The sequence below is a fragment of the Desulfogranum marinum genome, assembly GCF_016918565.1.
GTDB lineage: Bacteria > Desulfobacterota > Desulfobulbia > Desulfobulbales > Desulfobulbaceae > Desulfogranum > Desulfogranum marinum.
Genome location: NZ_JAFFQD010000021.1, coordinates 1 through 25,657 on the forward strand (window position 1 = coordinate 1; position 25,657 = coordinate 25,657).

Sequence of the window (25,657 nt, forward strand, 5' to 3'; positions counted from 1 at the left end):
ACCTCCGCCACGGATTGCAGCAGACAAAGCGGCCTGTAAAAAAGCCGTGTAGTGCCGACCTAAAATTGTCGATTATGGAAAAACAGCAAGTTACACGTCCACATGGTCGCGAATTGCGAAAGTCGGGTTAGGTCTGTTCGTTATTAATTTTTAGTTTAATTGTACTTTTTACTTATTTATTACTGTGGTCTGAGCAAACTGCCTATGCCCTTCGGGAGAGCCGTGGAAACCGAACCCGCTTTGCTTGGCGCCAACCCAAGGGGCATCTCCACCACCACCAACCCCTTGATTGATACCGATCATTCCTGCCTCAAATTGATCAGCCACGTGCTGTGCATCTTTGTTGCCGAACACAACCGCACCCAGACCGTAACTGGTATCATTTGCCTGGTGGATAGCCTCGTCAAGGTTGGTGAACCTGCTGATGCAAACCACTGGGCCGAATGTCTCTTCCCGCATGATACGCATTTCCGGCGTCAGGTCAGCAAGTACTGTGGGCGTAATAAAGGGTGCTGTTTGATCGACTGAGCCATAGAGCAGCCTGCAATTTTTCTCTACGGCCTCCTGAATATGTTCCGAAATTTTCTTGTGTTGCCTATGATTGATAATGGGGCCGATATTGACTCCTTCCAGGTTCCAGGGACCAACTTTATAGTGTTTGGCATACTCAACTACCTTCCGTTCAAAGGTATCCGCTATTGCAGCATCAACATATATCCGCTCAGTGGATGTACACATCTGGCCCGCATTCTCAAAGCTGCTCGCCACTGCAAACCTGGCCGCAGCATCGAGATTCGCATCGTGTAAAACGATCATCGGGTCGTTGCCGCCAAGCTCCATAACAAGCCTTTTTAGATCTTTGCCGGCCCTTTGCATAATATCTTTACCAACGATCTGGGAGCCGGTGAAGGCGATCATATCTACATCGCTTTCAACTAACATTAGGCCCTGTTCTCCTGTACCATGGATGAGCTGAAGAACATTTGGTGGCAATTCTTTTTTTATGAGATCAAAAAATGTCTGGGCAACAAGCGGTGTTTCTTCCGATGGCTTCCAGATAACACAGTTTCCTGCAATCAGAGCGGGAATAATAAGGTTATTGGCCATGGCTAGAGGATAATTCCAGGGGGAGATCACCGCCACTGTTCCCAAAGGTCTATATTCCAGGGTGCTTCCGTTGAGGTGCTGTGGCTGTAAAGCCTGCAAGGCGGCTTCAGCAATGTATGGTCCGCCCATAACTGTGCCGTGTACCTCTCCGGTAGAGCGGCGGATGTCCTTGCCCATCTCACGGCTGAGCAGCTCTGCCAGTGTCTCCATTTCCGGCTCAGCAGCGGCATAAGCAGCATGGATGTGATGTAAACGCTTTTCCGGGGTTAGAGCTTGCCACTGTTTTGCCGCGTCATGACTTGCTGCTACAGTGTGCTGCAGCTGCGCAGGAGAGGTAATCGCAACTTCATCAATCAGTTCCCCTGTAAAAGGATCAAAGGACTGTAGCATGGGTGTCATTGGAGACTCCTTTTCCCGGTTGTTGAGTGTGTCTATTATTAATTTGTTAAACTGAGATGAGCCCGCTCAGTGTTACGAAGCGTGTCCACCAGAGAATCAGTATTGGCAGCGGGATCGTCGTTAATGGTGACTGCCTGTATATGGTCAACCAGCCAAGGTCGTGTCTGTAAAAATGTCAACATGGTGGATGCCTTCAACGTTACGCCTTGTCTGAGCATCTCGGCACCCCGATCTCTTGCGATAGAATTAAAGAGTTTGAGGTAAATCGATATTGTTTTTTCGTCGACCTTTGTCGTATCATACTGGTGATGTACTGAGCGAAGGGGCGAGTGGATACTGTTTTTTCTGTAAATGGCACCGGAAAGACCGGGCATGGCAGCTGAAAGAGCGATAACAGTTTCTGTGTCAGTCAATGGAGCATGTACATCATCGATTGCTGTACCATCGAGAAAAATAGTTTGTATCTCGTTGTCAATATACTCTGGGGTAAATCCCGGTATCTTTTCAAGGAATTGTAGGAGCGGTTCCCCGGCGTTGGTTTCGATCTCCACGCCAGACTGGAGAAGCGCGGTGAATTTGTCTATTCCCTCCTCAGAAAGTTGAAGCGTTATGGCTGGCATGGTGTCTTTGGGAATGGCCTTTGTAGCGGGACTGTGAGTCATCGTTTTATCTCTTTCTGTGGGATTTACGAGAAGAACAGTCAAAGAACAGGGGCTGTCCCTTGTTCTTGGACTGTTCTTTGCTGTTGTTAATCTGTTTTTATATAAAACGCTGCATAAGCGCCTCTGTAACTTGATCCATATTGTCGACCGTTACCCCGAACTCAGAGCACATTTTCAGGGCATGGCCACGGAGAACAGGATCATCCAAATCGCTGATACGCGATAGGCGGTGAGTGCGTCTGCCGATGCAAAAAATCATTTGCTGATCACGCTCAAGTGCGAGAAATTTTTGTACCGGTTGCAGCATTTTCTCACGGTCAGTCGGTAGTACGCCATCTACCTCAGGAAACAGGTTCAACACGTGATCACTTTTCACTGTACTGGTAATTCCGTGGAGGTTTTCAAGAAAAAGCAGCAGCTCTTCGGCTGTATCGACCTCTCCCATTTTATCAAAATGACCCTGGCGAAACTGTTCCGTGAGCGGGGTAGATTCGGGTAGTGCGAGGGTTCGCAGCCGTATGTAATCAGGGTTGATTTGATTTAAGGCATCAGCGGTTTCCAGTGCGTTTTCTTTGGACAGGGCCTTGCCGCCTAGACCGGGCATGTAATATTCAGACAACTGGATTCCTGCCTTTTTTACCTTTTTCCCTGCAAGCACCTGCGTTGCCTTGTCGGCACCCTTTTTTACCATCTTCAGTACCTTGTCTGAACCTGATTCCATCCCAATATGGATTCTGTTCAACCCTGCTTCAGCCATTTGCAGCAAGTGATCGTCGCTGATTTTGGCAATGGTTTGGGACCTGCCGTAAGAGGTGATACGTTCCACTTTTGGAAAAGCATCTTTTAGGTGGTTCAGGATGCGGATCATGTCTTCGGGCTTAATGATTAAGCTGTTTCCATCTTGAAGAAAAATTGATTTCATGCCGCCGGCAACAAACGCGTATGCAGCGTGGAGTGCCTGCATGTCGTTTTCGTTTCCATCCTGTGTCAACTCTTTTAATTTGTGATGAGAGAGCTGATCACCAGATTGTCGAGCATGATTGATAGCGTCGACAAATAAACGGACAGTGTCAATATCCTGCAGTACATGTTCAATTGGACGTCTGCTGAACTGAGCACCTTTGTAGACCGGGCAGAAGGTACATTTGTTCCATGGACAATTCCTGGTTATGCGAATCAAAAGACTTTCCGCCTCGCTGGGAGGACGTATGGGGCCTTGTTCAAATCCTTTGTATTGTTCTTTATTAGCCATGATAATTGTTGTTAGTCAGTGTTGATGGCGTCGTAAAAAGTCCGGTCTACGGTGTTGCAGGTTTTGCCCGAGGCTTTGACATACCAAATGTATAGTCAACGCTTCGAGCAAAACACTGCGCCTTGTATATCGAACTTTTGTACCTAGCCATCTTTAGTGTGTGATGGACTTTTTACGAGTCCATCAGTGTTGAGAGTGTGGAAATATATCTGTTACCCTTGGAGCGATTTCATTCCCAAGAGAGTATCATTTTTCAAGCGCGTCTATTATTATTTGTGCAGCTTTGTGGAAAAACTCTGTGCCTCCACACGATCTGGCAACGATCTGGGTGCCGACCAAAAAGGAGAAAAAGGCAAAGGCTGCATCTTCAGCAGTTTCTGTAAACGACAGGGAACATTCTTTTTTTCCCTGAATAAAGACGGTGGCAAATATAGTAACTGTATTTTGAATGCTCTGTTCAAGAATTCTGCAGGAATGCTCCTGAAGGGTGCTGCTGTCTGTACTTATCGACCCAACCAGACAGAGCTTTTGATTGCTCAGCCCATTTTCAAAAACTGTAGCAAGTTTTCTTAACTTTTCCGGAGCAGAGTCACTCCCTCTCACGATATCATTGTAGTATGCACCGTAGGAGAGCTGACAGCGTTTCAGCAACTCATCGACCAAATTTTCTTTTTTAGGGAAATGGTGATGGATAGAGGCCTTACGAATTCCTACCGTATCGCTGATATGCTTGTAGCTCATCGCATTGACACCAACACGTTGTACCAGGTCTTGTGCGGCGTCAAGTATTTTTATTCGTGTGTCTTTCATAATTAAAAACCTACTAGTAGGTAGGGTAGGTGTCAAGCGTGTTTTCACTGTTGGTGCAGTCAGTTGCGTAACTCAAAATGATAATGGAAGAGGCAAGGTGAAGAGAGAAAAAATGGAGAGAAGAGTTTTTGATGTACTATGAACAGCTTAAGGGGAGTTTATGGTTTCATTTTATGAAAATAGATAGGGACCAATGCTATCCATTCCAGTCGATCATCAAAGCGAATGGCCATGCCACTGTTTACATGGCGCACGATTGTTCCTTTCAGCTTATCGATGACCAGACGGCTGCTTGACCCCTGAAGAGCAATCTCCAATTCGCAAACGCTCCCAACTGGGGGAGGATCACTTGCTTCAATAAACACTCCCAATGCACTAATGTCCTTGAGTCTTCCCTGGTAGGCGATACCTGTTTTTTTATCCCGACAAACAACGTCGGCATTGAAGGGCATTCGAAATGCTTTTCTGCGGTCTTCTGGTGCTGTCAATGTGGATACCGGAGTAGGGGCTGAAATGGTGTGTAGTATTTGCCAGATACCCTTCAATAGGGTGGGCTATTTTGCCAACCTGCGAAAACATTGGTTAAAACTTTTAATTCTATCACTTTGCAAAGAGTTTTCAAGCGAAGATTGTTTGTGGCCACCAGAAATATTGTTTTTGTGTAATTGGTCACCCAATTGTAAATGAGAAACATTGTTTTATTTTGGCATACAATGTATGAAACATTTCTTTGTGATATATTGGTTAACCAATTGTTGATTCTGGAGGGATTGTGACCGACCTAGGCAAGCCTGTTGAGAATGTTCAAGGGTATCTTGGTGTTATCGAACAGATCCGTACGCTGGTTGTCGACGGGCAGCTGCGCCCGGGAGATAGATTATTGCCTGAAAGAAAACTAGCAGAATCTCTTGGTGTATCCCGCAGTATCCTTCGCAGGGCTTTGCAGGCCCTTGGCGAAAGAAAAATTATTGAAAGCCGGCAGGGGAACGGGACCTATCTGATAGCTGATAGTGATGCATTCACGCCGGTTGATTCTCTCCTCAGTGCCATTAGCAGGCAGGATCAAAATCTGGGTTACGTCATTGAACTTCGACAATTGATAGAACCGCAAATTGCAGCTCTGGCAGCTCGGAGAGTAACACCCGAGCTTTTAGATAAACTGAAGATACTCGTTTGCGATCAACAGAATGTAATGTTGCAGGGAAAAGATTGCGATGCCCTTGATGCTGAATTCCATCGGTTACTGACAAAATGTTGCGCAAATCCCGTTCTTACCCAAGTGATGAATACTATTCAATCGTTGATGGATGCGACCCGTTCCACCTGGCTGCAAAGCAACGAGCGGACTGTAACATCAGTTAATGGACATCTGCGCATTATCCAGGCCCTTGAGAATAGAGATGCTGGTGCTGCGTATAGGGCAATGCAATCGCACATTACCGATATTGAGGAACATGTTTTAGGAGAAGAGATATAACTACTCACTGGGTTGATAGCATCTTTGACGCATTATACCTAAAACCTTTGACTAGTTGAGAAGAAACATAACCCGTCTGTTATAGGCGTTTCTATTTTTTTATCCGGCTTTTCTTTCAAGCTAGAGTCGGTAAGGAGGACACATGTCAGTAGAAATTGTATTAATGTATTTGCCTGTTGGGCTCATCGCTGGGCTGCTTGCCGGCTTGCTCGGCGTAGGCGGTGGCTTGGTCATTGTTCCGATGTTGGTGTTTTGTTTTATAAAGCAGGATATCGGCTCAGAGGTGATAATGCATTTAGCCCTTGGGACTTCTTTGGCAAGCATTATTTTTACCTCTATTTCCAGTTTTATGTCGCATCACCGAAGAGGAGCGGTAGACTGGTCTATCGTAAAGGAAATTATTCCGGGAATCCTTATCGGTACCTTTATGGGGACGCTTGTAGCCTCACGACTGTCCACCGGCTTTCTTAAAGTTTTTTTCTGTATTTTTCTTTACAGTGTTGCTACCCAGATGATTTTGAGTAAAAAACCCAAAGCTTCGAGGGAGTTACCCCATAAACCAGGCATGTTCGGAGTGGGGAATATCATAGGCGTTGCCTCGAGTCTGGTTGGTATTGGAGGCGGGTCGCTGTCTGTTCCGTTTATGCTCTGGTGTAACGTGCCTGCTCACCGGGCTATCGGCACCTCTGCCGCTATCGGCTTTCCCATTGCCATTGCCGGGGCGTTTGGGTATGTAGTTAATAATCTGCACGCCAGTGGCTTGCCTCCTTACAGTATCGGTTATGTGTACCTGCCGGCACTGGTTTTTATTGTCAGTCTCAGTGTGCTCACCGCACCTCTGGGGGCGAAACTGGCACATTCACTACCGGTGGATAAACTAAAGCGTATCTTTGCTCTTTTCCTTTATGCTGTAGCCACCAAGATGGTTTGGGGGTTGATCAGTTAATCGATTGTAGCCTTTTTCTGTAGCTGTATCAAAGACCTGTCCGGAGAAGACGGTAAAAGAGGATCAACCCACATAGCGGCGTAATGATGAACTTTCTTTTTGTAATAAGGCTCATGTTGTGAGTGTTTTTTTTGTTCTACTGGGGAAGATCCTCCCCCTTTACGCCAATATCGTATTGGGCTACCTGGCCTCCCGTTACCTCCGGGTTAATAAAGAGGCAATAGCCACTGTCTTATTTTATGTTGTTGGTCCCATGGTGGTTTTCAGTGCCACTTTGAGTGTAACTATAAATCCTGCTGTCCTTTTTTTACCTGTTTTTTTCTATCTGCTCGGCTCCTTGCTTGCTTTTATCCATCTCAAACTTTTTGAAAAAACCTGGCCGGATGCTACCAGCAATATCCTTGGCTTTACTGCCGGTACCGGTAATTCAGGATACTACGGAATCGCCCTGGCTCTGGTTTTGTTTGAGCCTGCAATAGCTGATATTTTTATCTTTACGGTATTAGCCTCTTTTTTTTATGAGGCGACAACCGGTTTTTACATCACTGCCAAGGGGACATTTACGGCTCTGGAGAGCTTTAAAAAGGTTTGCAGGCTGCCGACGGTTTATGCATTTTTAGCGGCGCTTGTGTTAAACCTCACTGGAATTGGACTGCCGGAATCCATTACCGCATATGCTGGTCAATTTAAGGTGGTGTTTTCCATCCTCGGCATGATGGTTATCGGGATGGGACTGGATGGCATGCGGAAAGGAGGTGGGGTGGATGTAACGTTTTTAAAAATATCCCTGACTGCCAAACACCTCCTTTGGCCCACATTAGTTTGCCTGGTTATCCTGCTGGATACAACTTTTACCCATCTGCTGTATGGTGAGCTGTATAAGGTAATGTTTGTTTTTTCTATTGTGCCCATGGCAGGCAACACCGTTACCCTGGCAGTATTGTTGAACGCAAAGCCCGAAAAGGCAGCCTTGGCAGTGCTGCTTTCCAATCTGCTTTCCATTGTCTATGTTCCGGTGATGTTAGCGATATATGCGTATGTTTCCGGCTTGTTCTGATCCCCATCGGTGATAGTCTTCGTCCATTTCTTTCTAAGCTGGCTCCAGGATGAGCTGGAATACGTTTCAAAAAACCACTTGAAACTCTCACTCGGAGGCGCTTTTATGTGTGTGCCTAACGAGCAGCACATTCATTTTTAAGGTAGCTCTAAAATTATTTCTTACCTTTATCTATAACGAACAGGTCATTTCCGGATTGAGCAAGAATGTAAAGTCTGTTTCCTTTGCATAATGCTTTTTTTCAGAGTGTCTTGACAAAGGACTCGATGCAAGCAACACAAATTGTAAGTGATTATCAGCAGATTATAGCAACACAACGACCATTGATTGATGTCCGTGCTCCTCTTGAGTATCAAGGCGCCACCTTGCCGGGTGCAGTGAACCTACCTTTGATGGATGATGATGAGAGGCACAAGGTCGGTATTTGTTATAAGAAAAAAGGGAGAGAGGCCGCACTTGAACTGGGGCACGAATTGGTCAATGGAGCTATTAAAAAGAAGAGAATTCAGGCCTGGGCTGATTTTATTGCTGCGCATCCCGATGCTCTGTTGTTTTGCTCCCGTGGCGGACTGCGGTCCCAGATTTCTCAACAGTGGATCAATGACCAAACCGGCCTATCTGTCCCTCGCATAGATGGCGGCTACAAGGCCTTTAGGAGGTATCTCTTAGAACAGTTGGAGCCTGGTAAGCTTACCAGTTTGCCGATTATCCTTAACGGGCGAACCGGAGCGGGAAAAACCATCTTGTTGCAGCACCTTGATAACGCCATAGACCTGGAAAAAATTGCCAATCATCGCGGATCTTCCTTTGGAAATTTTATCGACCCTCAGCCTGGTCAGGCAAATTTTGAGAACCTACTGGCCTTTGCTTTGGTCAAACACGCCAGTGAAGGGCATTCGACCATGGTGCTTGAAGCGGAAGGAACCCATGTCGGCCGTTGTTATCTGCCGGGTCCTTTGGCTGCCCATTTTAACACCTGTCCGCTGGTTTTACTCGAAGCGTCATTGGCACAACGGGTACAAATAACCTTTGATGAGTATGTGGTCAAGGAACAGGCAGATTATAGACAGGCATTTGGCGAGGAAAACGGCTTGGTTCGTTGGTTGGAAAGCATGCAGCATAAGGTGGATAAAATATCCCGGCGTCTTGGTGGGCAACGTGTAGCCGTTGTAAAACAGTTGCAGCTTGAAGCCCACAACAAGCAGTTGGAAGAGGGGCGCCCCGACGGGCACAAGATGTGGATAGAAAAATTGCTTGGTGATTATTATGACCCAATGTATGACTATAAAATAAAAAAGAAGGCCCCATTGCTCCTTTTTTCAGGGGATTATGATGCCGTCCTCTCTTTTTTGCAAGAATATAAAGGGGCGTAAGAAAAGCTGTTAGGGGAAAGAGGCGGGTGAAGTTGTAGGCTGATTGATCACCTAAATTCACCAAAATGAACAACCTGCATAAAAGAGACTCTTATGGCATATGATATTATATCCATCGATATGGAAGATGAGTTCAAGATTTGTCCCAGCTGCGGCTACAAAGACGGCTTTCATTCAATGTTCAAGAAAGAAGAGAGCATAACCCGGTGGCTCTTTATTTGTCCAGCCTGTCATGATGTGTTTGATATCGGCTATACCATTCCAACTATCGGCAAACAGTAGGCAAAAGGAATAGAATATGAACAAATGGCTGCTGTTGCCCTGTTTACTGGTTGTCATCATCGGTGGTTGTGCGCAAAAGCCTTTGCCGCCTGTTGCGATAAGCATCCCCTCACACAAGGTAGACTATCTGCAAGAGGTTAAGCCAATCCTGGACAAGCGATGTGTGGTTTGTCACTCCTGTTATAACTCTCCTTGCCAGTTAAAGTTGAGCTCCTTTGAAGGGGCTGATAGAGGGGCTAGTAAAAAGGCGATTTACGACTCTTCCCGCTTACAGACCATGGATCCGAGCAGACTTTTTATTGATGCGCAAACCACTGAGCAGTGGCGGGAAAAAGAGTTTTTCAGCGTCACACAAAACCGTGCCGCAGATGGATTCAGCGATTCCCTCATGCTGCAGTTGCTTAACCATAAAATGGAGCATCCGAAAAGTACCGGGAGCTATTTTTCAGAAGCCAATGACCTGACCTGTTCTAAAGATAGTGCCGAACTTGGCAGCTATCTGCAAAAACACCCTAACCGCGGAATGCCGTTTGGTTTTCCTCCCCTTAAAAAAGAAGAATATTCGATTATTGCCGGGTGGATTGTTCAAGGGGCCCATGGACCAAGCGTTGCCGAGCAAAGGATTCTTACCGCAATTGATGGTCTGGATAAGCAATTGGTAGAGCAATGGGAAACATTTCTAAACAATCCCAAGCTCAAGTACGTGGTAACGGCCCGTTATTTGTATGAGCATCTGTTCCTGGCCCACATTACATTTAAAACCGGTTCAGATGCTTTTTATGAATTGGTTCGTTCTCGCACACCTTTTGGCCGGCCTGTCGATGTCATTCCAACGGTTCGCCCTTACGACGATCCTGGCACGGCACCGTTTTATTACCGATTTCGAAGGATTCATTCTACCATTGTCCATAAAACCCATATGGTCTTTCCGTTAGACGGAGAGCAATATACCCGGATAAATGCACTCTTTATAGAGCCCAAATGGCTGCAGGAACCGCACGCTGTTAGCTTCGATCCTGTTGTCAGCGCTAATCCTTTTGCAGCTTTTGAGCAGATTCCCCCTCGTTCCCGCTACCAGTTTCTCCTTGATAATGCCAACTACATTATCATGACTTTTATTCGCGGACCTGTGTGCAAGGGACAAGTTGCGCTCAATGTGATTAACGACCATTTCTGGGTCATGTTTCTTGATCCGGATCATGATTTGACCGTACGCCATCCCGGTTTTTTGAAACTGCACAGCAGTGATTTAACAATGCCCTCCGAAGAGGGTAGCGGTTACCGGTTGTTTAATGCTTTGGGCAACAGGTACAGTCAGGGTGCTGTCCGGTTTTATAAGGCGCGTCAGGATTTTTACGCCTCCTATCTGTACCAGGGGCAGGGGATGGATTCTATTTGGAAAGGAAACAGGCCGGCAGATACACCACTGCTCACAGTGTTTCGTCATTTTGACAGTGCTTCAGTCCATAAAGGAGTTCTCGGTGGGCTGCCCCATACTGCATGGGTGATGGATTTTCCGTTACTTGAAAGAATTTATTATTCATTGGTAGCAGGTTTCGATGTTTACGGAACTGTGGGCCACCAGCTGGCAACTCGCTTGTACATGGATAGATTGCGGATAGAAGGGGAAAGTTATTTCCTTGATTTTTTACCGCAAGCAGACCGCGAAGAGCTTATGCGCCAGTGGTACCATGGTGTCAGTTTTGATGAGGTGAACTATTACCCTGCCGGAATGGGAACAACTGTGGAGTATACGACCTCTGACCCTCAGCGAGAGTTTATTGAGCGTCTTGTGTCTAAGCACGTGCTGCCGGAAACCGGTATCGACTTTGACAATAATTATCTCAAGGCTGGTGAAACGTACCCGGCTCTTCCACAAAACTATACAACCACAGAAGACTATCTACGGGGCTTTCATGCTGTTTCCGCGCCTGGAACGGCTTTTTTTCGATTTGTACAGGACCAGAATGTTAATGTAGCACATATGCGCATTCGCATTCCTGATCGCGAAGATGCCGTGGTATCCATTGTCATTCATCGTTGGCATGACAATGTTACTTTTTTGTTCAGTGAAAAAAGGACGTTGAATCCGGAAAAAGACCAGGCTGATTTTATCAGTGGTTTTGTCGGCTCCTATCCCAATAATTATATTGACTTGAGTGTTGAGGAGTTGCCTGCCTTTTTGTCTCTGCTTGCTCATTTTGACGGCAGCGTAGAGGATATACAAAAAATGGAGAAGTTCAGTGTAAATCGTGCAGACGACAACTTTTGGGAAGTGCATGATTGGTTTCAAGAAAGATTTAGCAGAGATAACCCGGAAACGGCAGGATTGTTTGATTTGAACCGTTACTATTATGAAGCCAGATAGGAGGGAGACAGCATGCAAAATACGATTGTAGTATGTTCGGGCTGTGGTGCGAAAAATCGCGTTCCAGTTGCTAAACAGCAGCTTAAAGCAAAATGCGGACGTTGTGGAGAGAGCCTGGAAGGTGCCCCTGTGACCGGCGTGGTTGTTGCCTTGACCGATGATACCTTTACGCAGATTGTGGAAAAATCACCATTGCCGGTTTTGGTAGATTTTTATTCACCTACCTGCGGCCCCTGTCAGATGGTGGCCCCTGTTATAGAGAATATCGCTGCAGCCTATGCCGGCAAGGCTGTGGTCTGTAAACTAAACACTGCTGCCCACAATATGATAGCCTCTCGTTTTCAGATACGGGGAGTGCCGACCATCCTTTATTTTAAAGACGGTAAAATGGTCGACCAGTTAGTGGGTGCGGCACCTCAGGCTGACATCGAGGCTAGACTCAATAACTGCCTGTAGGCAAGCTGTGCAAAAAAGTCCTATATTTTGAAAGGCATACAGCCGACATAGAAATAGAGTCTTCCATTGAGATTGTTTTTTTCGGAGGTGTAATGAGCAGATACGCTCTAGTTGCAGCCCTGCTGGTTGCAGTCACTATGTTTGCTGGATGCCTGCGCATTCCCCAACCCACGGGATATGCCTACACCAAACAGCAGAAAATGCAGGCTGCCCACCATTGGCAAGTATTGGCCAATGATGTTGCCAGTCAAATAAATACGGAGTTGATAAACCGTGAATATCTGGTCACCCCTGTGTATGTTCGCCATTCATGCGGGCTGCCCGATACCTGCGGAAAAGGAGAAACCTTTCCCTTTGATGAAGGGTTCAATGATCTGCTCGTCTCCCAATTAGTCAAGTTTGGAGTACCAACCAGAGCGGCTAAGGAAGAGGATGCACTGGTCGTGGATTATAAGGTGCAGGTCCTCTATCACCAGGCAAACAGGCACCAATGGCTCCAGCCGGGTGTGCTTACTGCGCTGACCGCAGGGATAGTTGTCTTTAGAAATGCGCCAGGGGAAATTTTAGCACTAGCCACCGCCGGTGCGGTCGATGCGGCGCTGGCCACCACTGTGGTTAACGGCCATTACGAGGTTATCATCACCACCTCTATCGTTGATGACAATCGGTACATCATGCGCAGTTCCAATATCTACTACATAAACGATGCTGATTTCTGGCATTATCAGCAGGCTTCTCCTGCCCCGGAACTTGAGTTGACGAGTTCACACTATTCAGGGAGTAATGATTAATATGGGCTTGGTTCGTTTTTTTTTCTTGTTACCCAGTTTGCTTGTTTGCACTCTCCTGTTGAATGGTTGTTCAAGCCTCAACGGAACCAGGCTTGAACCTTTGATGGGAGCAGATGTTAATCTGGTTAAATTAGGCGACAAAATAGCCCAGACATTGATTGAGCAGGCTGTACCACCGTTGTTCCCGCGTCAACCTGAGCAGCCGATTATTGTTACCACTTTGGTGGACAATCAACAGCTTAACCAGACATCTGATTTCGGCCGTAATCTGCAGAATACCATTACCAGTGGGTTTGTGAAAAAAGGATATATTTCCAGGGAAATAAAGCTAAGAGGTAATGTGCTGGTTCAAGCCAATGTCGGCGAATTCATGCTATCGCGAGACTTAAACGAAATAGCAGACAAGCAAAATGCGCAGGCCGTCGTGGTGGGAACCTATACCATGACCAATCGTATGATGTACCTTTCCATACGCCTGGTCACTCCCCAGGACCGTACCATCCGCGCAGCGTATGATGATCGTTTATACCTGGATGAAAATACGCTTCGTATGCTCAACCTTCAGTTTAAAAGCCAGGACAGCAGTATGGTTAAACCGCCGGAGGAATCCTTTATCGACAAGATATTTTATTAAATGTATAAATGAGTCTGTTGATTTACGAGGGTTTTCGTTCAAGGTCAGGTAAGCGAAGACTCCGAGGCATGCCGAAAAAATAAACACAGGCATATAGTTGATATCGGAGTCTTCGCTTACCTCCGAGGATTATTTTTTTCAGCATAACGAGGTAAGCGCTAGACTCCGAGAGATTGGGCGAAAAGACAGTAAATCAACGGGCTCATAAATGTTTCCTGTTTTTTTAAGCTCCTCAAGCTACGGTGACACTCGACTGCAGAGGAAGTGATCTTTTTTGCAGTGTGTGCCACGCCGATCGCAAAAGACTATTTCATTTTCCCTGACACGAACATTCCACACTTGCTCAATCGTATCTTTTTGTGGCAATGCGGTTCTCAGCTATATTGTAGCAGATTGTACTGTTGCTACTGTGTTATAGGCTCCTTCAGTAATTAATCTCGTGTTTTTTGCTCCTGTTCCCGGCTACGTCCTGAAATGGCGGCGAGCATGGATAACTCGTCAGCAAGGAGCTCAATGATATCGTCTACCGTCAAAATACCCTCAAGGCTTCCAGCGTCATTAACAACCGGCATGCGTCGAATGCCTCTACGGCGCATACGTTGCAAGGCGTCCCAGATGCTCTCCGTATCCAGGCCTGTTACCAGCTCGCGACTTATGAGGTCATTGGCAGTTACAGAAGCAAGATCTTGTTCTGCAGCTACGAGTTCTACAACAATATCACGATCAGTAATAACTCCAATCGGTACGACCTTTTCTCCTTGTTTGTCAACAACAACTACATCGCCAACATGATGTTTGCGCATGAGTTGGGCCAATGTAATAATTTCTGTGCTCCGTTCAGCGATCACCACTTCCCTGTTACAAAATGCTCCAGTGGACATGAGTTCCTCCTTTCTTGTAATGATTGCCGATGATCAGCTCTGTAGACAATCGCATAGTGGTAATTCTTCCCCGATTTTTCCGGTCAAGAACTTACAGTACGCTGGTGTATGCTTTTCAGCGCTTCTATCACCTTGCTCGCTTCCTTTTTATTGAGCTGCGTCACGGCAGGTTTTTTAAAGTATTTTGCAATAAAGTTATTGAGGTGCTGCTCTTCCCATCCAAGCTCTGCTGCCAAGTGATTGATATACGCTTTTTGCCTGAAGGTGAGGCCGTATTGGTTGATACGATAATAGCCGCTGCGGGTGAAGTAGCGCATAAGACGTTGGAAGCTTTGCGGGTCGAGATCCTTTGCCGAGCGGACGCCTGTTTCACGCTCAAGAATGTCTCGGTAATCTTCGTCAGAGAGTCCCAGTTCCTTTTTGACGATATGGATAACGGCTAATTTTTTTCTGTCGATCGGCATTGGATGCTCCTTGCTGCGGACACACAAAAATCAGCGAGTCATGGAGGTGTTTTTTTTTAGTTCACTACATTTTTTTTATTTCTCCATCTCTAAAAAGAGTATAATTATTCTAAGAGCATTGTCATCTATATCCTCGGCCCAGCAGGAAAAATACAAGATACAGGGCAAACCTGTTTTTTTTCTATAATCGAAGAGAGGTGAGTATGAATGCCGGGATTGACCTTTTAAATGTGCTGAAAAGCAGAGCCGTAACGGTTGCGTTTCTATGGGCTGTTGCGGCGGTTGTCTTTACGTTGATTGCAGAAATATCACCTTGTAGAAGCGAGCCCGCCAACGGATTCGAGCAGGAACGTCGACACATGGTAACCACCCAGCTGCGCGAACGGGGGGTCGAAGACGTGGCAACGCTTCGCGCGATGGCCACTGTTCCACGTCACCTCTTTGTTCCTGATTCGCTTCAGCGAAGTGCTTATGCAGACACGCCTCTGCCCATTGGTCATGGTCAGACCATTTCTCAACCCTACATTGTTGCCTATATGACAGCTATGCTGGCGCTCGAGCCACACCATAAGGTGCTTGAGATTGGTACTGGTTCCGGGTATCAGGCCGCAGTGCTTGCCGAATTGACCGACCATGTCTATACGATGGAAATTATACCTGAATTGGCTACCTCCGCTGACAACCGTTTGAAAGCTGCTGGATATACCAGCGTGCAGCTGCGGCAGGGGGATGGATATAACGGATGGCCTTCGGCAGCACCTTTTGATGCTGTGATCGTGACCGCTGCCGCTGAATTTATTCCTCCACCGCTGCTCAAGCAATTACGGGAAGGTGGACGCATGATTATACCCGTCGGCTCTCCCTTTTTCGTTCAGCACCTCATGCTGGTAGAGAAAAAAAACGATGAGATCACCACCCGCAGTCTAATGCCGGTCCGCTTTGTCCCGTTTAGGAGAAAAGAGTGAGCAAAAGTATAATCGCACCTGGTATGAGGCTGCATATGGCCCTGGTGCTGATTTCTGCTGCCTTGATCGGGTTTCAACTGGAGCAGATGCAGTTATTGGCCATGATACAATGGCACCACTTCGCTTATTTGGTTATCTCGGTTGCTTTGCTTGGTTTTGGTGCAAGCGGTACATGTATAGCTCTCTTTCGTCCTTTTTTGTTGCGTAACCTGGATTGGCTGCTGCCTGTTTTACTCTTTGTTTGCGCTTTGCTCATGGCTTGTGCGCTACCCTTTTCAAAGGGGATGATTGAGACGTTCGATATTTTTTTTGTTGTGGTGGAACCTGTACAGTCCATCTCTCTTCTGCTCAGCCAGGCTATCTATTTGCTGGTCTTTTTTTTCGGTGCCTTGCCCATAGGCCTGGTTTTTATTGCCCATAGCCACCGGATTAACAGTCTCTATAGTGCGAACCTGGTTGGATCCGGGCTCGGCGGTGTGGGAGCGGTATTTTTCATGGGGTTTCTTTGGCCGCTGGATCTTCCAGCCGTGACAGCCTTCCTGCCCTGGGCGGCGGGGTGCCTGGTGGCTACAGAAGTCAGGCGCATACTCGTCTGCAGTACCGGTTTGCTCAGCTTGGTAGGTATTGTCGTATTGCTCGTTCAGCCCCAGCAAACTCGATTCTCCGAGTACAAGGATATCAGGCGTATTCTGGATATCCCTGGTGCTGCAATAGTGGCTGCGCAGCCCGATCCGCAAGGGCAAGTGCATTTGGTACGCGCTCCGACTCTGCGCTATGCTCCAGGACTAAGCTTGACCTATACCAAAGAAATACCGGAAGTCAGCGGCGTTGTCCTCATCAATGGAGATTGGTTTGGCGTGGTTAACGATGCTCCTCCTCGTTTTTACCAGGCAACCACTACTGCTCTTCCTTACGCCATCTCTATGCGAGAACGAGTACTCCTTTTGCAGGCTGGAACAGGAGCAGAGATTACGCTGGCTCAAGAGAAGGGAGCAACAACGATTACGGCGGTAGAACCGCACCAGAAGGCCGCCAGACTTTCATGGTCGGGTTTTGGGTTGAATAGCCCATTTACGAATCAAGAGCATCAGCAGGAATACGTGTTTGTCCAGCCTCGAACGTGGCTTGCCCGAAACCAGACAAAGTATGATTTAATAACACTGCCCGTCGTAGGCCGTTTTGGAGGGGGATCAGGGGTAATGGCGCTGCAGGAGCAGTACCTCCTTACCAAAGAGGCTATAACAGAAATGTGGCATAGTCTCTCAGTTAAAGGCGTTCTTCAGATATCCACCTGGGTCGATACGCCAAGCCGCAACACACTGCGTTTGGCAGCAACAATCCGCGAAGTGTTGGAAGAACAGGGAGTGAACCCGGCCCTGCATACAGTGGCTCTTCGTAGCTGGAACCTGGTGACGTTTATTGTGAAACGCTCAAAGCTTACCAGCGGTGAGATAGAACAGGTTCGAGTCTTTTGCAATGATCTGCAATTTGATCCAATACTTTTACCCGGTCTGCAGACTGAAGAGCGGCAACGCTATCATACCATTGCGGATCCTGATTTTTTTTCAAACCTGGATATGCTCTCCTCCCCCTCCTTGCGACAGATATTGTATGCGGGGTATGCGTATGATATCCAGCCAACCAGCGATGGAAGGCCGTTTTTTTCCCAGTTTCTTCGCTGGCAATCACTACCGGATCTTACTCGCCTGTTTGGTGAGCGATCAGTCTCTTTTTTAGAACTGGGATATCTCGTAGTGCTCGTCAGCTTCCTCCAGGCGACGGTGGCGGCGATTGTACTGATTCTTTTGCCGTTACTCCATGTCGGAAGACCTGGGGATAGAAGGTTACAGGGATGGGCTGTACTTTATTTCGGCGCCCTGGGGCTGGGGTATATGTTTTTTGAGATTATGTTGATATATAAACTGACCCTGTTTTTCGGTCATCCGCTCTATGCTGCTGCAGCAGGAATCAGCAGTCTTTTAATTTTCTCCGGTGTAGGCAGCCGTCTCTCGTCATGGGTTTCGAGCCAGGGTGTTGGCCTGGCTCCGATTGCTCTGGTCGCCGGCATACTGCTTTTGCTATACAGCCGGATTCTGTCGCCAATACTTTCTTGGGCCATGGTCGGCTCAGCGGTCTGGAAATCTATTGTTTTTTTACTGGTTATTACCCCGCCTGGTATCATCATGGGGATGCCGTTTCCCCTTGGTCTCGCGCAGCTGGCAGGGCAGAGTAAAAGGCAGGCAGCATGGGCCTGGGGGATAAATGGGTGTTCTTCAGTTGTGTCTGCCGGGCTGGCAACCATCGTGGCTGTGGAATTCGGGTTTTCGGTAGTCCTGGTCATGGCCGGTTGTGCATATGTGTTGGCTGCGGTGGCAGCTCTCTTGAAAAGTCAGCCATAATGCGGATTTGTTCAATTTACTATTGTAAGCGAAGTCTGGGTACTATGAATCTATTAAGGCTGCTATTTGCATCATTTCGGAGGAAAGATGTGAGGAAGCTGTTAGCCAAAGTACTGCCTTTCGTTATAGTAATACTGGTAAATGGCTGCGCAGTGCAACCTAATGCATTATTCCCTCCCCAAGAGGATGAGGAGAAAAAGATAATATTTCTGGTCAATCATGGCTGGCACGCAGGGATTGTTGTAAAACGTAGCGATATTATGCACTCAGACTGGCCAAAAACCGATGTATTCGCTGATATGGATTATGTAGAAATCGGCTGGGGAGATAGAGCATATTATACCTCTCCCGACCCCGGATCGGGACTTGCTGCCAAGGCTTTGTTGTTGCCGACCTCAAGTGTTGTGCACCTGGTTGGTTTTCGAGGACAACCTGAGAACTATTTTCCATACAGCGAGATCGTCAAGTTACAGCTTTCCGTACCGGGATTCGAGAAAATGATCCGCTGTATATCAAAAAGCTTCTCGCGTGATAAATCTGGTTCGGCAGTTGCTTTGGGTCATGGAAATTACGGCACCAGTCAGTTCTATGCATCAGAGGAAACCTATCATCTTTTCAAGACATGCAACACCTGGACAGAAACTATCCTGCAGAGCGCTGGGTGCCCTGTCAACTCTTCTATAACGGTGAACGGTCTAATGTCTCAGGTACGCCGATTTGGAGAAGTTATACAGGTAAAATCTGAACCACGGTAAAGAAAATGAATAGATAATAGTCTATGCCTGTTTGGGCAGAAAAATAGAGAATGGTATTGGCATATTTTTCTATGAGTCCACAGAGTAGAGGTGCTTACAGCAGGTTTATCCAGATTCCCATATTTGTGTTTAATAACTGTGATTAGGGGTATCTTGAATCATTCTATTTTTGGCACAAGCTTGAGGCATGCCCAAAAAAATACCGCAAGCATATCATTCATATTGGAGTCTTATTTCGAGGATATTTTTTTTGGGCATAACGAGGGAAGCGCTACACTCCGAGAGATCGGGCGAAAAAGTAATTATGCAAGATGGTCTATAGCTTTCGGCACAATGGGTGCTGTGGGCAGCTCAATGGGGGCAGGCCTGGACGATGGTCCAGGCGGGTGGTTTGGCGAAACTGCCGTTTCACCATAAGTGTGTGTAAGGTGTTTTTTCTCTGGAACTGTTCGTAAATAAATTGAATATTGCGCTCATGTATAGGTTGGATTTTGACGATCTAATTGAACAAAGCCGCAGGTGTAGTTGTGCTAGGTTGAGGATTTTGTGAGTGAAGATCAGTCAAAGATGACCTGAAGATGCGATGTGAGCGATTCAAGTTGTTTCAGCACAACTCCTTAGGCCTGACACCTTGCAAGCAACGTCGCACATGAAATTACGCTGCCCTCTCTATAATCCGTCCGCGATACGTTGTCGCTAATTCGAAAGGATAGACACCCATGTGGTTTTGGATATTTGTTGGCATAGGGCTTTTTCTACTCCTCATAGTCATCTACGACTTGGTGCAAACCAAGCACTCAATTCTTCGCAATTTTCCCATTGTCGGCCATTGCAGGTATTTGCTCGAAACAGTCGGGCCGGAGTTAAGGCAATACATTGTGACCGACAACGATGAAGAACGACCGTTTTCGCGCGATCAGCGGCGCTGGATCTATGCGTCCTCGAAAAACGCCAACAACTATTTTGGATTCGGAACGGATAATGACCTGGAGCAGTCGCCAAATTACCTGATTATCAAACAGGCCATGTTTCCGTTGCCTACTCCTAAGAGTAGTGACCCAGGTTTTGATCCGCAGTATCCGTTACCGTGTGCCAAAGTGATGGGTGGGCGACGTGGAAGAAAACACGCCTTTCGTCCCGCTTCGGTCGTGAATATCTCGGCGATGAGTTTTGGAGCGCTCAGCGCCCCAGCGATCGAAGCGCTGAATCGCGGTGCAAAGATAGTTCAGTGTCTCCATAATACGGGTGAGGGGGGTGTCTCGCCATATCATTTGCATGGAGGGGACTTGATTTGGCAAATCGGTACAGGGTATTTTGGATGTCGTGACTCGCACGGCAATTTTGATCTCAATAGACTGGTGGAGACCGTTCACGCAAGCCCTATCCGTGCGATCGAAATCAAGCTGAGTCAAGGCGCAAAGCCCGGCTTGGGCGGGTTGTTGCCTGCCGCTAAAATTACTCCCGAGATTGCAGCTATTCGCGGCATTCCAATAGGCATCGACTGCGCCAGCCCCAACTACCACAGTGCATTTCAAGATGTTGACAGCATGCTCGATTTTGTGGAATTGATCGCTGACAAGACGGGCCTGCCGGTAGGCATCAAAGCAGCGGTTGGCGAATCGGTTTTCTGGCAAGAGTTGGCTGAGGCTATGTCAACAACTGATCGCGGCGTCGACTTTATCACTATCGATGGTGGCGAAGGGGGCACCGGTGCAGCACCGTTGACATTCAGCGATCACGTCGCGCTACCTTTTAAAATAGGCATGAGCAAGGTTTATAGCGTGTTTGCCGAATCCGATCTCCATCATGACCTTGTGTTCATCGGTTCAGGTAAACTGGGGCTTCCCGAATCGGCACTGTTTGCTTTTGCATTGGGGTGCGACATGATCAACGTTGCCCGCGAAGCAATGCTGTCGATTGGTTGCATACAGGCACAGCGGTGTCATACCGGACATTGTCCTACAGGTATAGCCACCCAAAATCGCTGGTTGATGAGAGGCTTGGAACCGACATCCAAAGCGGCCCGAATGGCGAATTATGTTGTGACACTCCGCAAGGAGCTAACATATCTCTCCCGTGCCTGTGGCATTTGCCATCCCGGCCTGATCACCTGCGACCATTTAGAAATCCTCGATAACAGCTTCAGGTCTACAGCTTTGCAAGAACTCTTTGGATACCAACCCAACTGGGGGCTGCCCGATGAGACAGACACAGAGGCAATTATACGGTTGGTTTTGGATGATGGGCATCGAAGCGCATAAACTAAGACATATGGAAGGAAAAGAATAATCATCTGAAAATATTCTCCTGTGCAGCTTGTTTTGTGCTAGCCTCCAAATATCGGCGTGTTATGGATTAAAATTACTTATGTTCTGACGTTAAGTTACGGTCAACATTTTTTCTTTTTTGCAGCATTAGAAGAATGCTGTAACAGCTGACAGCAGCCAGTAGATGTTTGAGTGAATGACCACTAATAAATCCTTGAGTCATTCGAAATAGTGGTATGTCGTAGAACTCTGCCACTTTGGCCAGGATGTACCAACCAAGAGCGGCAAGCAAAAGCCACTGATGCGAGTATTTCTTCTGAAACAAGGTTATCACCGCTGGAATGGTCAGCAAGGGGACAAGTTGAACCCACAAGTAAGGCCGTAGGTCATCTGTCCAGTGCCAATACATAACAGAGGCAAGACCAATTATTACTGCAGGTGCAAGTGAAAGCGTGGCTAGTCGGTTGTCTATATATTCCCCTAAAAGAGCAACAAATAGCCCCATGAATCCAATGGTCATTAATAATCTATCCCAAGCCAAAGAATCATTGGTAGGGTTCAGGTGATAGTATGCAGAGCCAACGCTCACTAAACCAACGCCAGCAAAAAAAACGGTCCACGCGTGGCGAACTGCACCTGCGTCTTTTTGCATACAAAACCGCAAGCCTAGAATCCCAATGGTTAAAAATGGTAGATTAGACACAACGTTAAAACCGTTTGGTATACCAATGATGTTGCGGGTGTCTGCAAATAAATGGTATTCGGTGTTTTGGGCAATGGGGGGCAAGCTCAACAACCAGAGAAGTGAGCCAAAAATAAGAATTAATAAAATGACATGACGCCAACTAAAATTTCTTGAAACGAGGGGGCGAATAGACTTCGATGAATTCATCGCTTCTCTCCAAGTGGTCTAACAATCCTGATGGATCACTTGTAAATAGAGCAGGGACCTGAGTTAGGTGGTCAATATAATGAAATGAGTAGTGATAGAGCTTTTCTGGATTGGGTACAATTATCTGAAAAAAGGGTTGTCGCTCATTTCGACCGCCCTATTGTGATGAGAGCTATACATTCTGGATATGAAATATTGATTTTGCCCACGCTACCCGAACGTACTTGTTATCAAGCAAAAAGATCTCTGAAATTACTAGAGCACAGCAATGGGCAGACGTAGTCCCCGCTTTCACGGGGACCACGTCTTATACACTTTAATTTTTGCCTGTTGTTACTTCATCTACCAGGTACATGATCGACATGTAGGGGATACCGAGCTCAGATGTGCAGCCGATTTCACACGTACGGCTGTTTGAATACCCGGCCACAGGGCCCTCCTGTTTGATCACCGGAACCGCTTTTCTCAGTCCATGAGCGTTCAGATCAGGGATGTGAAAACCTTTGTCTCCGGCAAATCCGCAACAGTTTACATCAGGAGGTAAAACTACCTTTTCTGCACACATTGAGGCAACATCTTTCAAAAGTGCGGCAATGCCCATTTTTTTTGTTGAGCAGGTTTGGTGGATGGCTACGGTCTCCTTTTTAGGAGTAAAATCTAATTTGTCCAACAGAAATTTATGTACAAATTCGATCGGTTCGTAGAGTTCCAGCTTGCTGTCCATGACTTTACGCATTCGATATAAACAGGGAGATGTGTCACACAGTACTGGATACTTGCCCTGTTCGGAAGCGATAAGCAGTGCCTTTTCAAGTTCGCTGGACTTCATGTCTGCTGTTTCGATAAAGCCCTTAGACTCCCAAGGTGTACCGCAACAGAGGTTTTTCATACCTTCTGGAAAAATGATGCCATAACCCGCTTTTTTGAGTACCCGAATGGTTACCTCGGTCACTGAATCGTTCACCGGGTCATCCTTTGCCGGTCCCATGGAGCGTGTAATACAAGCAGGAAAATAGACGACTTTTTTCTCAGCGTGGGCGTTGATCGGGGTCGCTTTTGGTGCTGATGCGCCTTTAGGCATGGCAGGTGTCCATTGTGGAATGCGATTGCCGCTCACACTACGGGCAGTATCGCATATCTTACCAAAATTTTTGGTACCCAGAAGACTATGCATACCTCCGACCACCCCAAGTGCCAAGGAAGCACTGCTGCAAACCAGGTCAAGATGATCTCCAGTGAATTTGCCGATTTTTTTGCTAAGCTTACTGCGATTGGCAGCCCGTATTTGCTTTATATATTTTCCAGTATCAATAGATACCGGGCATGAAGTTTGGCAAAGTCCGTCACCAGCGCAGCTCTCATCGCCCTCGAAGATAAAACCTTTTTCAAGCTCTGCAAGGCGCTCTGGGTTTTTTCCACTTTTCTTCAGTCTCGTAATCTCTCGCTGGATGACAATACGTTGGCGGGCGGTGAGGCTGAAATTGTTTGACATGCAGTTAACTTCACAAAAACCACATTCAATACATTTATCAATTATTGGATCGCACTGGGGCAGCGGTTTGAAATTTTTTAAATAGCACTCAGGATCATCATTAATGATTACACCCGGATTAAGGATAGTATCCGGATCAAAGAGTTGCTTGATTTCCCGCATCAGTTCGTAGCCTTTCTCGCCCCATTCTTTTTTGACGAATGGTGCCATATTACGACCTGTGCCGTGTTCCGCCTTTAAAGAACCGTCATATTTATCAACAGTCATCTCAATGACTGCGTGCATCATTTTTTCGTAACGTTCTACTTCTTTGGGGTCACTGAAGTCCTGATTGAGGATGAAATGGAAATTTCCCTCGAGAGCGTGGCCATAAATAACTGCGTCAGTGTACCCATATTCAGCGACGATATCCTGCAGCTCTTTAGTTGCCTCGGCCAGGGTATCCATGTGGTAGGCGACGTCTTCAATCAGACAGGTCGTGCCGATTTCACGCATGCCGCCGACAGCAGGAAAGACCCCTTTACGGATATTCCACAACTGTGCGTTTTCAGCGGGGTCAGAAGTGAATTCCACGGGACGAAGTGTTGTAAAGTCGTCCAGAATATTTTTGATTTGGGCAATATTTTCAGCGAGTGTATCGTCATCCAAGGCCATGGTCTCTAAAAGGACCGCAGTGGTTGTTTCATCAAATTGTTTGATGAAATCAGGAATACCCTTTTCGTTCTCCACTGATTTTAATGCCAGTCGGTCAAGTAGCTCTGCGCCATCTACCGGTCCTTCTTTGAGTGCTACTGTTGCCCGGCATGCAGTCATGATGTCTGGAAAATAAACCATGGAACTTGCCTTGCAAGGGTAGTTGGGCACGGAACGCATCACCACTTCAGAGATGAATGCCAATGCTCCTTCTGAGCCGATCATCAGGTTAATGATAATCTGGAAAGGGTCATCGTAGTCGACAAAAGGATTAATGGAAAAGCCGGTGGTGTTCTTGATGGAATATTTTTTGCGTATTCGAGCGGCAAATGCTTCATCTGCACGGACCCTGTCACGAATTTCCTCAATTTTTTCAATAAATCCCGGGCGTGTTCGTCGAAACGATTCACGGCTGTCGGCATCTGCGGTATCAAGAAGGGTGCCGTCTGCGAAAATAATTTTAGCAGATTCAATAGTTTGGTAGGCATTTTCATGGGTGCCGCAGTTCATGCCTGAAGCGTTGTTAATAATGATACCGCCAACCATGGCAGAGTTTATGGAAGCAGGATCCGGACCAAATTTGCGACCATACGGAGCCAGAATGGTGTTCACCTTTGCTCCTATAATCCCTGGTTGTAGACGAATCTTTTGTCCTTCTTCCAATACTTCGTAGTCTTCCCACCCATCACTGGCCATGAGCAAAATAGAATCAGAGATGGTTTGGCCGGAAAGAGAGGTACCCGCTGCTTTGAAGGTTACCGGGAGTTTTCTGGACGATGCTTCGCGTAGACAAAGCTGCATTTCCTTTTCGTTTGCAACTCGTACCACTACCTGTGGTTCCAATCGGTAAAAACCGCCGTCTGTACCATAGGCGAGGCGGTGAAGCGTATCGGTAAAGATTCGTTCTTCAGGAATTTGCGTGGATATTGCCTTTACATATTTTTGATATTCAACGTCGATCATGGCTGCCTCTCCATAAATATTGGATAAATTTCAGCGTGTTGCGGTGTGCTAAATGTATTGATAAATCATCGATTGATAGTCAGATTTTGTAAAAAAAACTTCCATTGTTCGATGAGATCACCCGAATCTGACCTAAATGTTTAATGTGGTAAATACTAAGCACGATGCATGCCAGTGAGGGAAAAATGTTAGTGGTTATGTAAAAAAAAGGAGGTGTAAGGGGAGGGTGGAGATCCGCTAACCCTTTATTATATTTTAATGTAATTCAAGTG

At 46.7% G+C, this 25,657-nt stretch carries 22 protein-coding genes; 13 read left to right on the forward strand and 9 right to left on the reverse strand.

Going from position 1 to position 25,657, the window contains the following annotated elements; genetic code table 11:
• Positions 1 to 168: 168 nt before the first annotated feature.
• From JWH17_RS12445 to JWH17_RS12465, 5 genes are all read right to left on the reverse strand, one after another.
• Complete coding sequence (locus tag JWH17_RS12445; protein ID WP_205222955.1) at positions 169 to 1,506, reverse strand: aldehyde dehydrogenase family protein; 1,338 nt, start codon at positions 1,504 to 1,506, stop codon at positions 169 to 171.
• 38 nt (positions 1,507 to 1,544) lie between these two features.
• Positions 1,545 to 2,168, reverse strand: a complete 624-nt coding sequence (locus JWH17_RS12450; protein ID WP_205222956.1) for a hypothetical protein — start codon at positions 2,166 to 2,168, stop codon at positions 1,545 to 1,547.
• A gap of 97 nt (positions 2,169 to 2,265) precedes the next feature.
• Complete coding sequence (locus JWH17_RS12455; protein ID WP_205222957.1) at positions 2,266 to 3,420, reverse strand: radical SAM protein; 1,155 nt, start codon at positions 3,418 to 3,420, stop codon at positions 2,266 to 2,268.
• A gap of 246 nt (positions 3,421 to 3,666) precedes the next feature.
• A complete protein-coding gene (locus JWH17_RS12460) occupies positions 3,667 to 4,230 on the reverse strand; it encodes a TetR/AcrR family transcriptional regulator (protein ID WP_205222958.1) in 564 nt (187 codons plus the stop codon).
• Positions 4,231 to 4,388: 158 nt separating this feature from the next.
• Positions 4,389 to 4,718 (reverse strand): PilZ domain-containing protein, encoded by a 330-nt coding sequence (locus JWH17_RS12465; protein WP_205222959.1) that lies wholly within the window; start codon positions 4,716 to 4,718, stop codon positions 4,389 to 4,391.
• A 284-nt stretch (positions 4,719 to 5,002) separates the two neighbouring features.
• Between JWH17_RS12465 and JWH17_RS24370 the strand changes: the two genes are divergently transcribed.
• The 9 genes from JWH17_RS24370 to JWH17_RS12510 all read left to right on the forward strand — a co-directional run bounded on the left by JWH17_RS24370 (position 5,003) and on the right by JWH17_RS12510 (position 13,614).
• Entirely contained in the window at positions 5,003 to 5,707 is a 705-nt protein-coding gene (locus tag JWH17_RS24370; protein WP_205222960.1) for a FadR/GntR family transcriptional regulator, read from the forward strand.
• A gap of 142 nt (positions 5,708 to 5,849) precedes the next feature.
• Positions 5,850 to 6,653 (forward strand): sulfite exporter TauE/SafE family protein, encoded by an 804-nt coding sequence (locus JWH17_RS12475; protein WP_205222961.1) that lies wholly within the window; start codon positions 5,850 to 5,852, stop codon positions 6,651 to 6,653.
• A 118-nt stretch (positions 6,654 to 6,771) separates the two neighbouring features.
• Positions 6,772 to 7,710, forward strand: a complete 939-nt coding sequence (locus JWH17_RS12480) for an AEC family transporter (RefSeq protein WP_205222962.1) — start codon at positions 6,772 to 6,774, stop codon at positions 7,708 to 7,710.
• Positions 7,711 to 7,976: 266 nt separating this feature from the next.
• On the forward strand, positions 7,977 to 9,083 hold the full coding sequence (mnmH, locus tag JWH17_RS12485; protein WP_205222963.1) for a tRNA 2-selenouridine(34) synthase MnmH: 1,107 nt from the start codon (positions 7,977 to 7,979) through the stop codon (positions 9,081 to 9,083).
• Positions 9,084 to 9,176: 93 nt separating this feature from the next.
• The gene (locus JWH17_RS12490) at positions 9,177 to 9,365 is read left to right on the forward strand and encodes a hypothetical protein (protein ID WP_205222964.1); all 189 of its coding nucleotides are present in this window, start codon (positions 9,177 to 9,179) and stop codon (positions 9,363 to 9,365) included.
• 16 nt (positions 9,366 to 9,381) lie between these two features.
• On the forward strand, positions 9,382 to 11,733 hold the full coding sequence (locus JWH17_RS12495; protein ID WP_205222965.1) for a fatty acid cis/trans isomerase: 2,352 nt from the start codon (positions 9,382 to 9,384) through the stop codon (positions 11,731 to 11,733).
• 12 nt (positions 11,734 to 11,745) lie between these two features.
• Positions 11,746 to 12,189, forward strand: coding sequence for a thioredoxin TrxC (gene trxC, locus JWH17_RS12500; protein WP_205222966.1), 444 nt, complete (start codon positions 11,746 to 11,748; stop codon positions 12,187 to 12,189).
• Between the two features lie 92 nt (positions 12,190 to 12,281).
• A complete protein-coding gene (locus tag JWH17_RS12505; protein WP_205222967.1) occupies positions 12,282 to 12,980 on the forward strand; it encodes a hypothetical protein in 699 nt (232 codons plus the stop codon).
• Complete coding sequence (locus JWH17_RS12510; protein WP_205222968.1) at positions 12,973 to 13,614, forward strand: FlgO family outer membrane protein; 642 nt, start codon at positions 12,973 to 12,975, stop codon at positions 13,612 to 13,614. The genes JWH17_RS12505 and JWH17_RS12510 overlap by 8 nt, the downstream gene beginning before the upstream one ends.
• A 431-nt stretch (positions 13,615 to 14,045) precedes the next feature.
• On the opposite strand, the gene JWH17_RS12515 is transcribed toward JWH17_RS12510, so the two are convergent.
• Together JWH17_RS12515 and JWH17_RS12520 are read right to left on the reverse strand one after the other, a co-directional pair.
• Positions 14,046 to 14,495 (reverse strand): CBS domain-containing protein, encoded by a 450-nt coding sequence (locus JWH17_RS12515; RefSeq protein ID WP_205222969.1) that lies wholly within the window; start codon positions 14,493 to 14,495, stop codon positions 14,046 to 14,048.
• An 83-nt stretch (positions 14,496 to 14,578) separates the two neighbouring features.
• On the reverse strand, positions 14,579 to 14,959 hold the full coding sequence (locus tag JWH17_RS12520) for a regulatory protein GemA (RefSeq protein WP_205222970.1): 381 nt from the start codon (positions 14,957 to 14,959) through the stop codon (positions 14,579 to 14,581).
• A gap of 203 nt (positions 14,960 to 15,162) precedes the next feature.
• Here JWH17_RS12520 and JWH17_RS12525 point away from each other — a divergent pair, with 203 nt between their 5' ends.
• From JWH17_RS12525 to JWH17_RS12540, 4 genes are all read left to right on the forward strand, one after another.
• Entirely contained in the window at positions 15,163 to 15,924 is a 762-nt protein-coding gene (locus JWH17_RS12525; RefSeq protein WP_205222971.1) for a protein-L-isoaspartate(D-aspartate) O-methyltransferase, read from the forward strand.
• On the forward strand, positions 15,921 to 18,323 hold the full coding sequence (locus tag JWH17_RS12530) for a hypothetical protein (RefSeq protein WP_205222972.1): 2,403 nt from the start codon (positions 15,921 to 15,923) through the stop codon (positions 18,321 to 18,323). Before JWH17_RS12525 ends, JWH17_RS12530 begins: the two co-directional genes overlap by 4 nt.
• A gap of 89 nt (positions 18,324 to 18,412) precedes the next feature.
• On the forward strand, positions 18,413 to 19,078 hold the full coding sequence (locus JWH17_RS12535; protein WP_205222973.1) for a DUF2459 domain-containing protein: 666 nt from the start codon (positions 18,413 to 18,415) through the stop codon (positions 19,076 to 19,078).
• 719 nt (positions 19,079 to 19,797) lie between these two features.
• Positions 19,798 to 21,339, forward strand: coding sequence for an FMN-binding glutamate synthase family protein (locus JWH17_RS12540; RefSeq protein ID WP_205222974.1), 1,542 nt, complete (start codon positions 19,798 to 19,800; stop codon positions 21,337 to 21,339).
• 100 nt (positions 21,340 to 21,439) lie between these two features.
• Here JWH17_RS12540 and JWH17_RS12545 read toward each other — a convergent pair whose 3' ends face one another.
• Positions 21,440 to 22,237: a hypothetical protein gene (locus JWH17_RS12545; protein ID WP_205222975.1), complete on the reverse strand. Its 798-nt coding sequence runs from the start codon at positions 22,235 to 22,237 to the stop codon at positions 21,440 to 21,442.
• Positions 22,238 to 22,553: 316 nt separating this feature from the next.
• Positions 22,554 to 25,385 (reverse strand): FAD-binding and (Fe-S)-binding domain-containing protein, encoded by a 2,832-nt coding sequence (locus JWH17_RS12550; protein ID WP_205222976.1) that lies wholly within the window; start codon positions 25,383 to 25,385, stop codon positions 22,554 to 22,556.
• Positions 25,386 to 25,657: the final 272 nt, after the last annotated feature.

Bases quoted from the DNA above. Each gene is read 5' to 3' on its own strand.
- JWH17_RS12445 (WP_205222955.1), bottom strand. From the start codon at position 1,506: ATGACACCCATGCTACAGTCCTTTGATCCTTTTACAGGGGAACTGATT.
- JWH17_RS12450 (WP_205222956.1), bottom strand. From the start codon at position 2,168: ATGACTCACAGTCCCGCTACAAAGGCCATTCCCAAAGACACCATGCCA.
- JWH17_RS12455 (WP_205222957.1), bottom strand. From the start codon at position 3,420: ATGGCTAATAAAGAACAATACAAAGGATTTGAACAAGGCCCCATACGT.
- JWH17_RS12460 (WP_205222958.1), bottom strand. From the start codon at position 4,230: ATGAAAGACACACGAATAAAAATACTTGACGCCGCACAAGACCTGGTA.
- JWH17_RS12475 (WP_205222961.1), top strand. From the start codon at position 5,850: ATGTCAGTAGAAATTGTATTAATGTATTTGCCTGTTGGGCTCATCGCT.
- mnmH (WP_205222963.1), top strand. From the start codon at position 7,977: ATGCAAGCAACACAAATTGTAAGTGATTATCAGCAGATTATAGCAACA.
- JWH17_RS12490 (WP_205222964.1), top strand. From the start codon at position 9,177: ATGGCATATGATATTATATCCATCGATATGGAAGATGAGTTCAAGATT.
- JWH17_RS12495 (WP_205222965.1), top strand. From the start codon at position 9,382: ATGAACAAATGGCTGCTGTTGCCCTGTTTACTGGTTGTCATCATCGGT.
- trxC (WP_205222966.1), top strand. From the start codon at position 11,746: ATGCAAAATACGATTGTAGTATGTTCGGGCTGTGGTGCGAAAAATCGC.
- JWH17_RS12505 (WP_205222967.1), top strand. From the start codon at position 12,282: ATGAGCAGATACGCTCTAGTTGCAGCCCTGCTGGTTGCAGTCACTATG.
- JWH17_RS12510 (WP_205222968.1), top strand. From the start codon at position 12,973: ATGATTAATATGGGCTTGGTTCGTTTTTTTTTCTTGTTACCCAGTTTG.
- JWH17_RS12515 (WP_205222969.1), bottom strand. From the start codon at position 14,495: ATGTCCACTGGAGCATTTTGTAACAGGGAAGTGGTGATCGCTGAACGG.
- JWH17_RS12520 (WP_205222970.1), bottom strand. From the start codon at position 14,959: ATGCCGATCGACAGAAAAAAATTAGCCGTTATCCATATCGTCAAAAAG.
- JWH17_RS12525 (WP_205222971.1), top strand. From the start codon at position 15,163: ATGAATGCCGGGATTGACCTTTTAAATGTGCTGAAAAGCAGAGCCGTA.
- JWH17_RS12540 (WP_205222974.1), top strand. From the start codon at position 19,798: ATGTGGTTTTGGATATTTGTTGGCATAGGGCTTTTTCTACTCCTCATA.
- JWH17_RS12545 (WP_205222975.1), bottom strand. From the start codon at position 22,237: ATGAATTCATCGAAGTCTATTCGCCCCCTCGTTTCAAGAAATTTTAGT.
- JWH17_RS12550 (WP_205222976.1), bottom strand. From the start codon at position 25,385: ATGATCGACGTTGAATATCAAAAATATGTAAAGGCAATATCCACGCAA.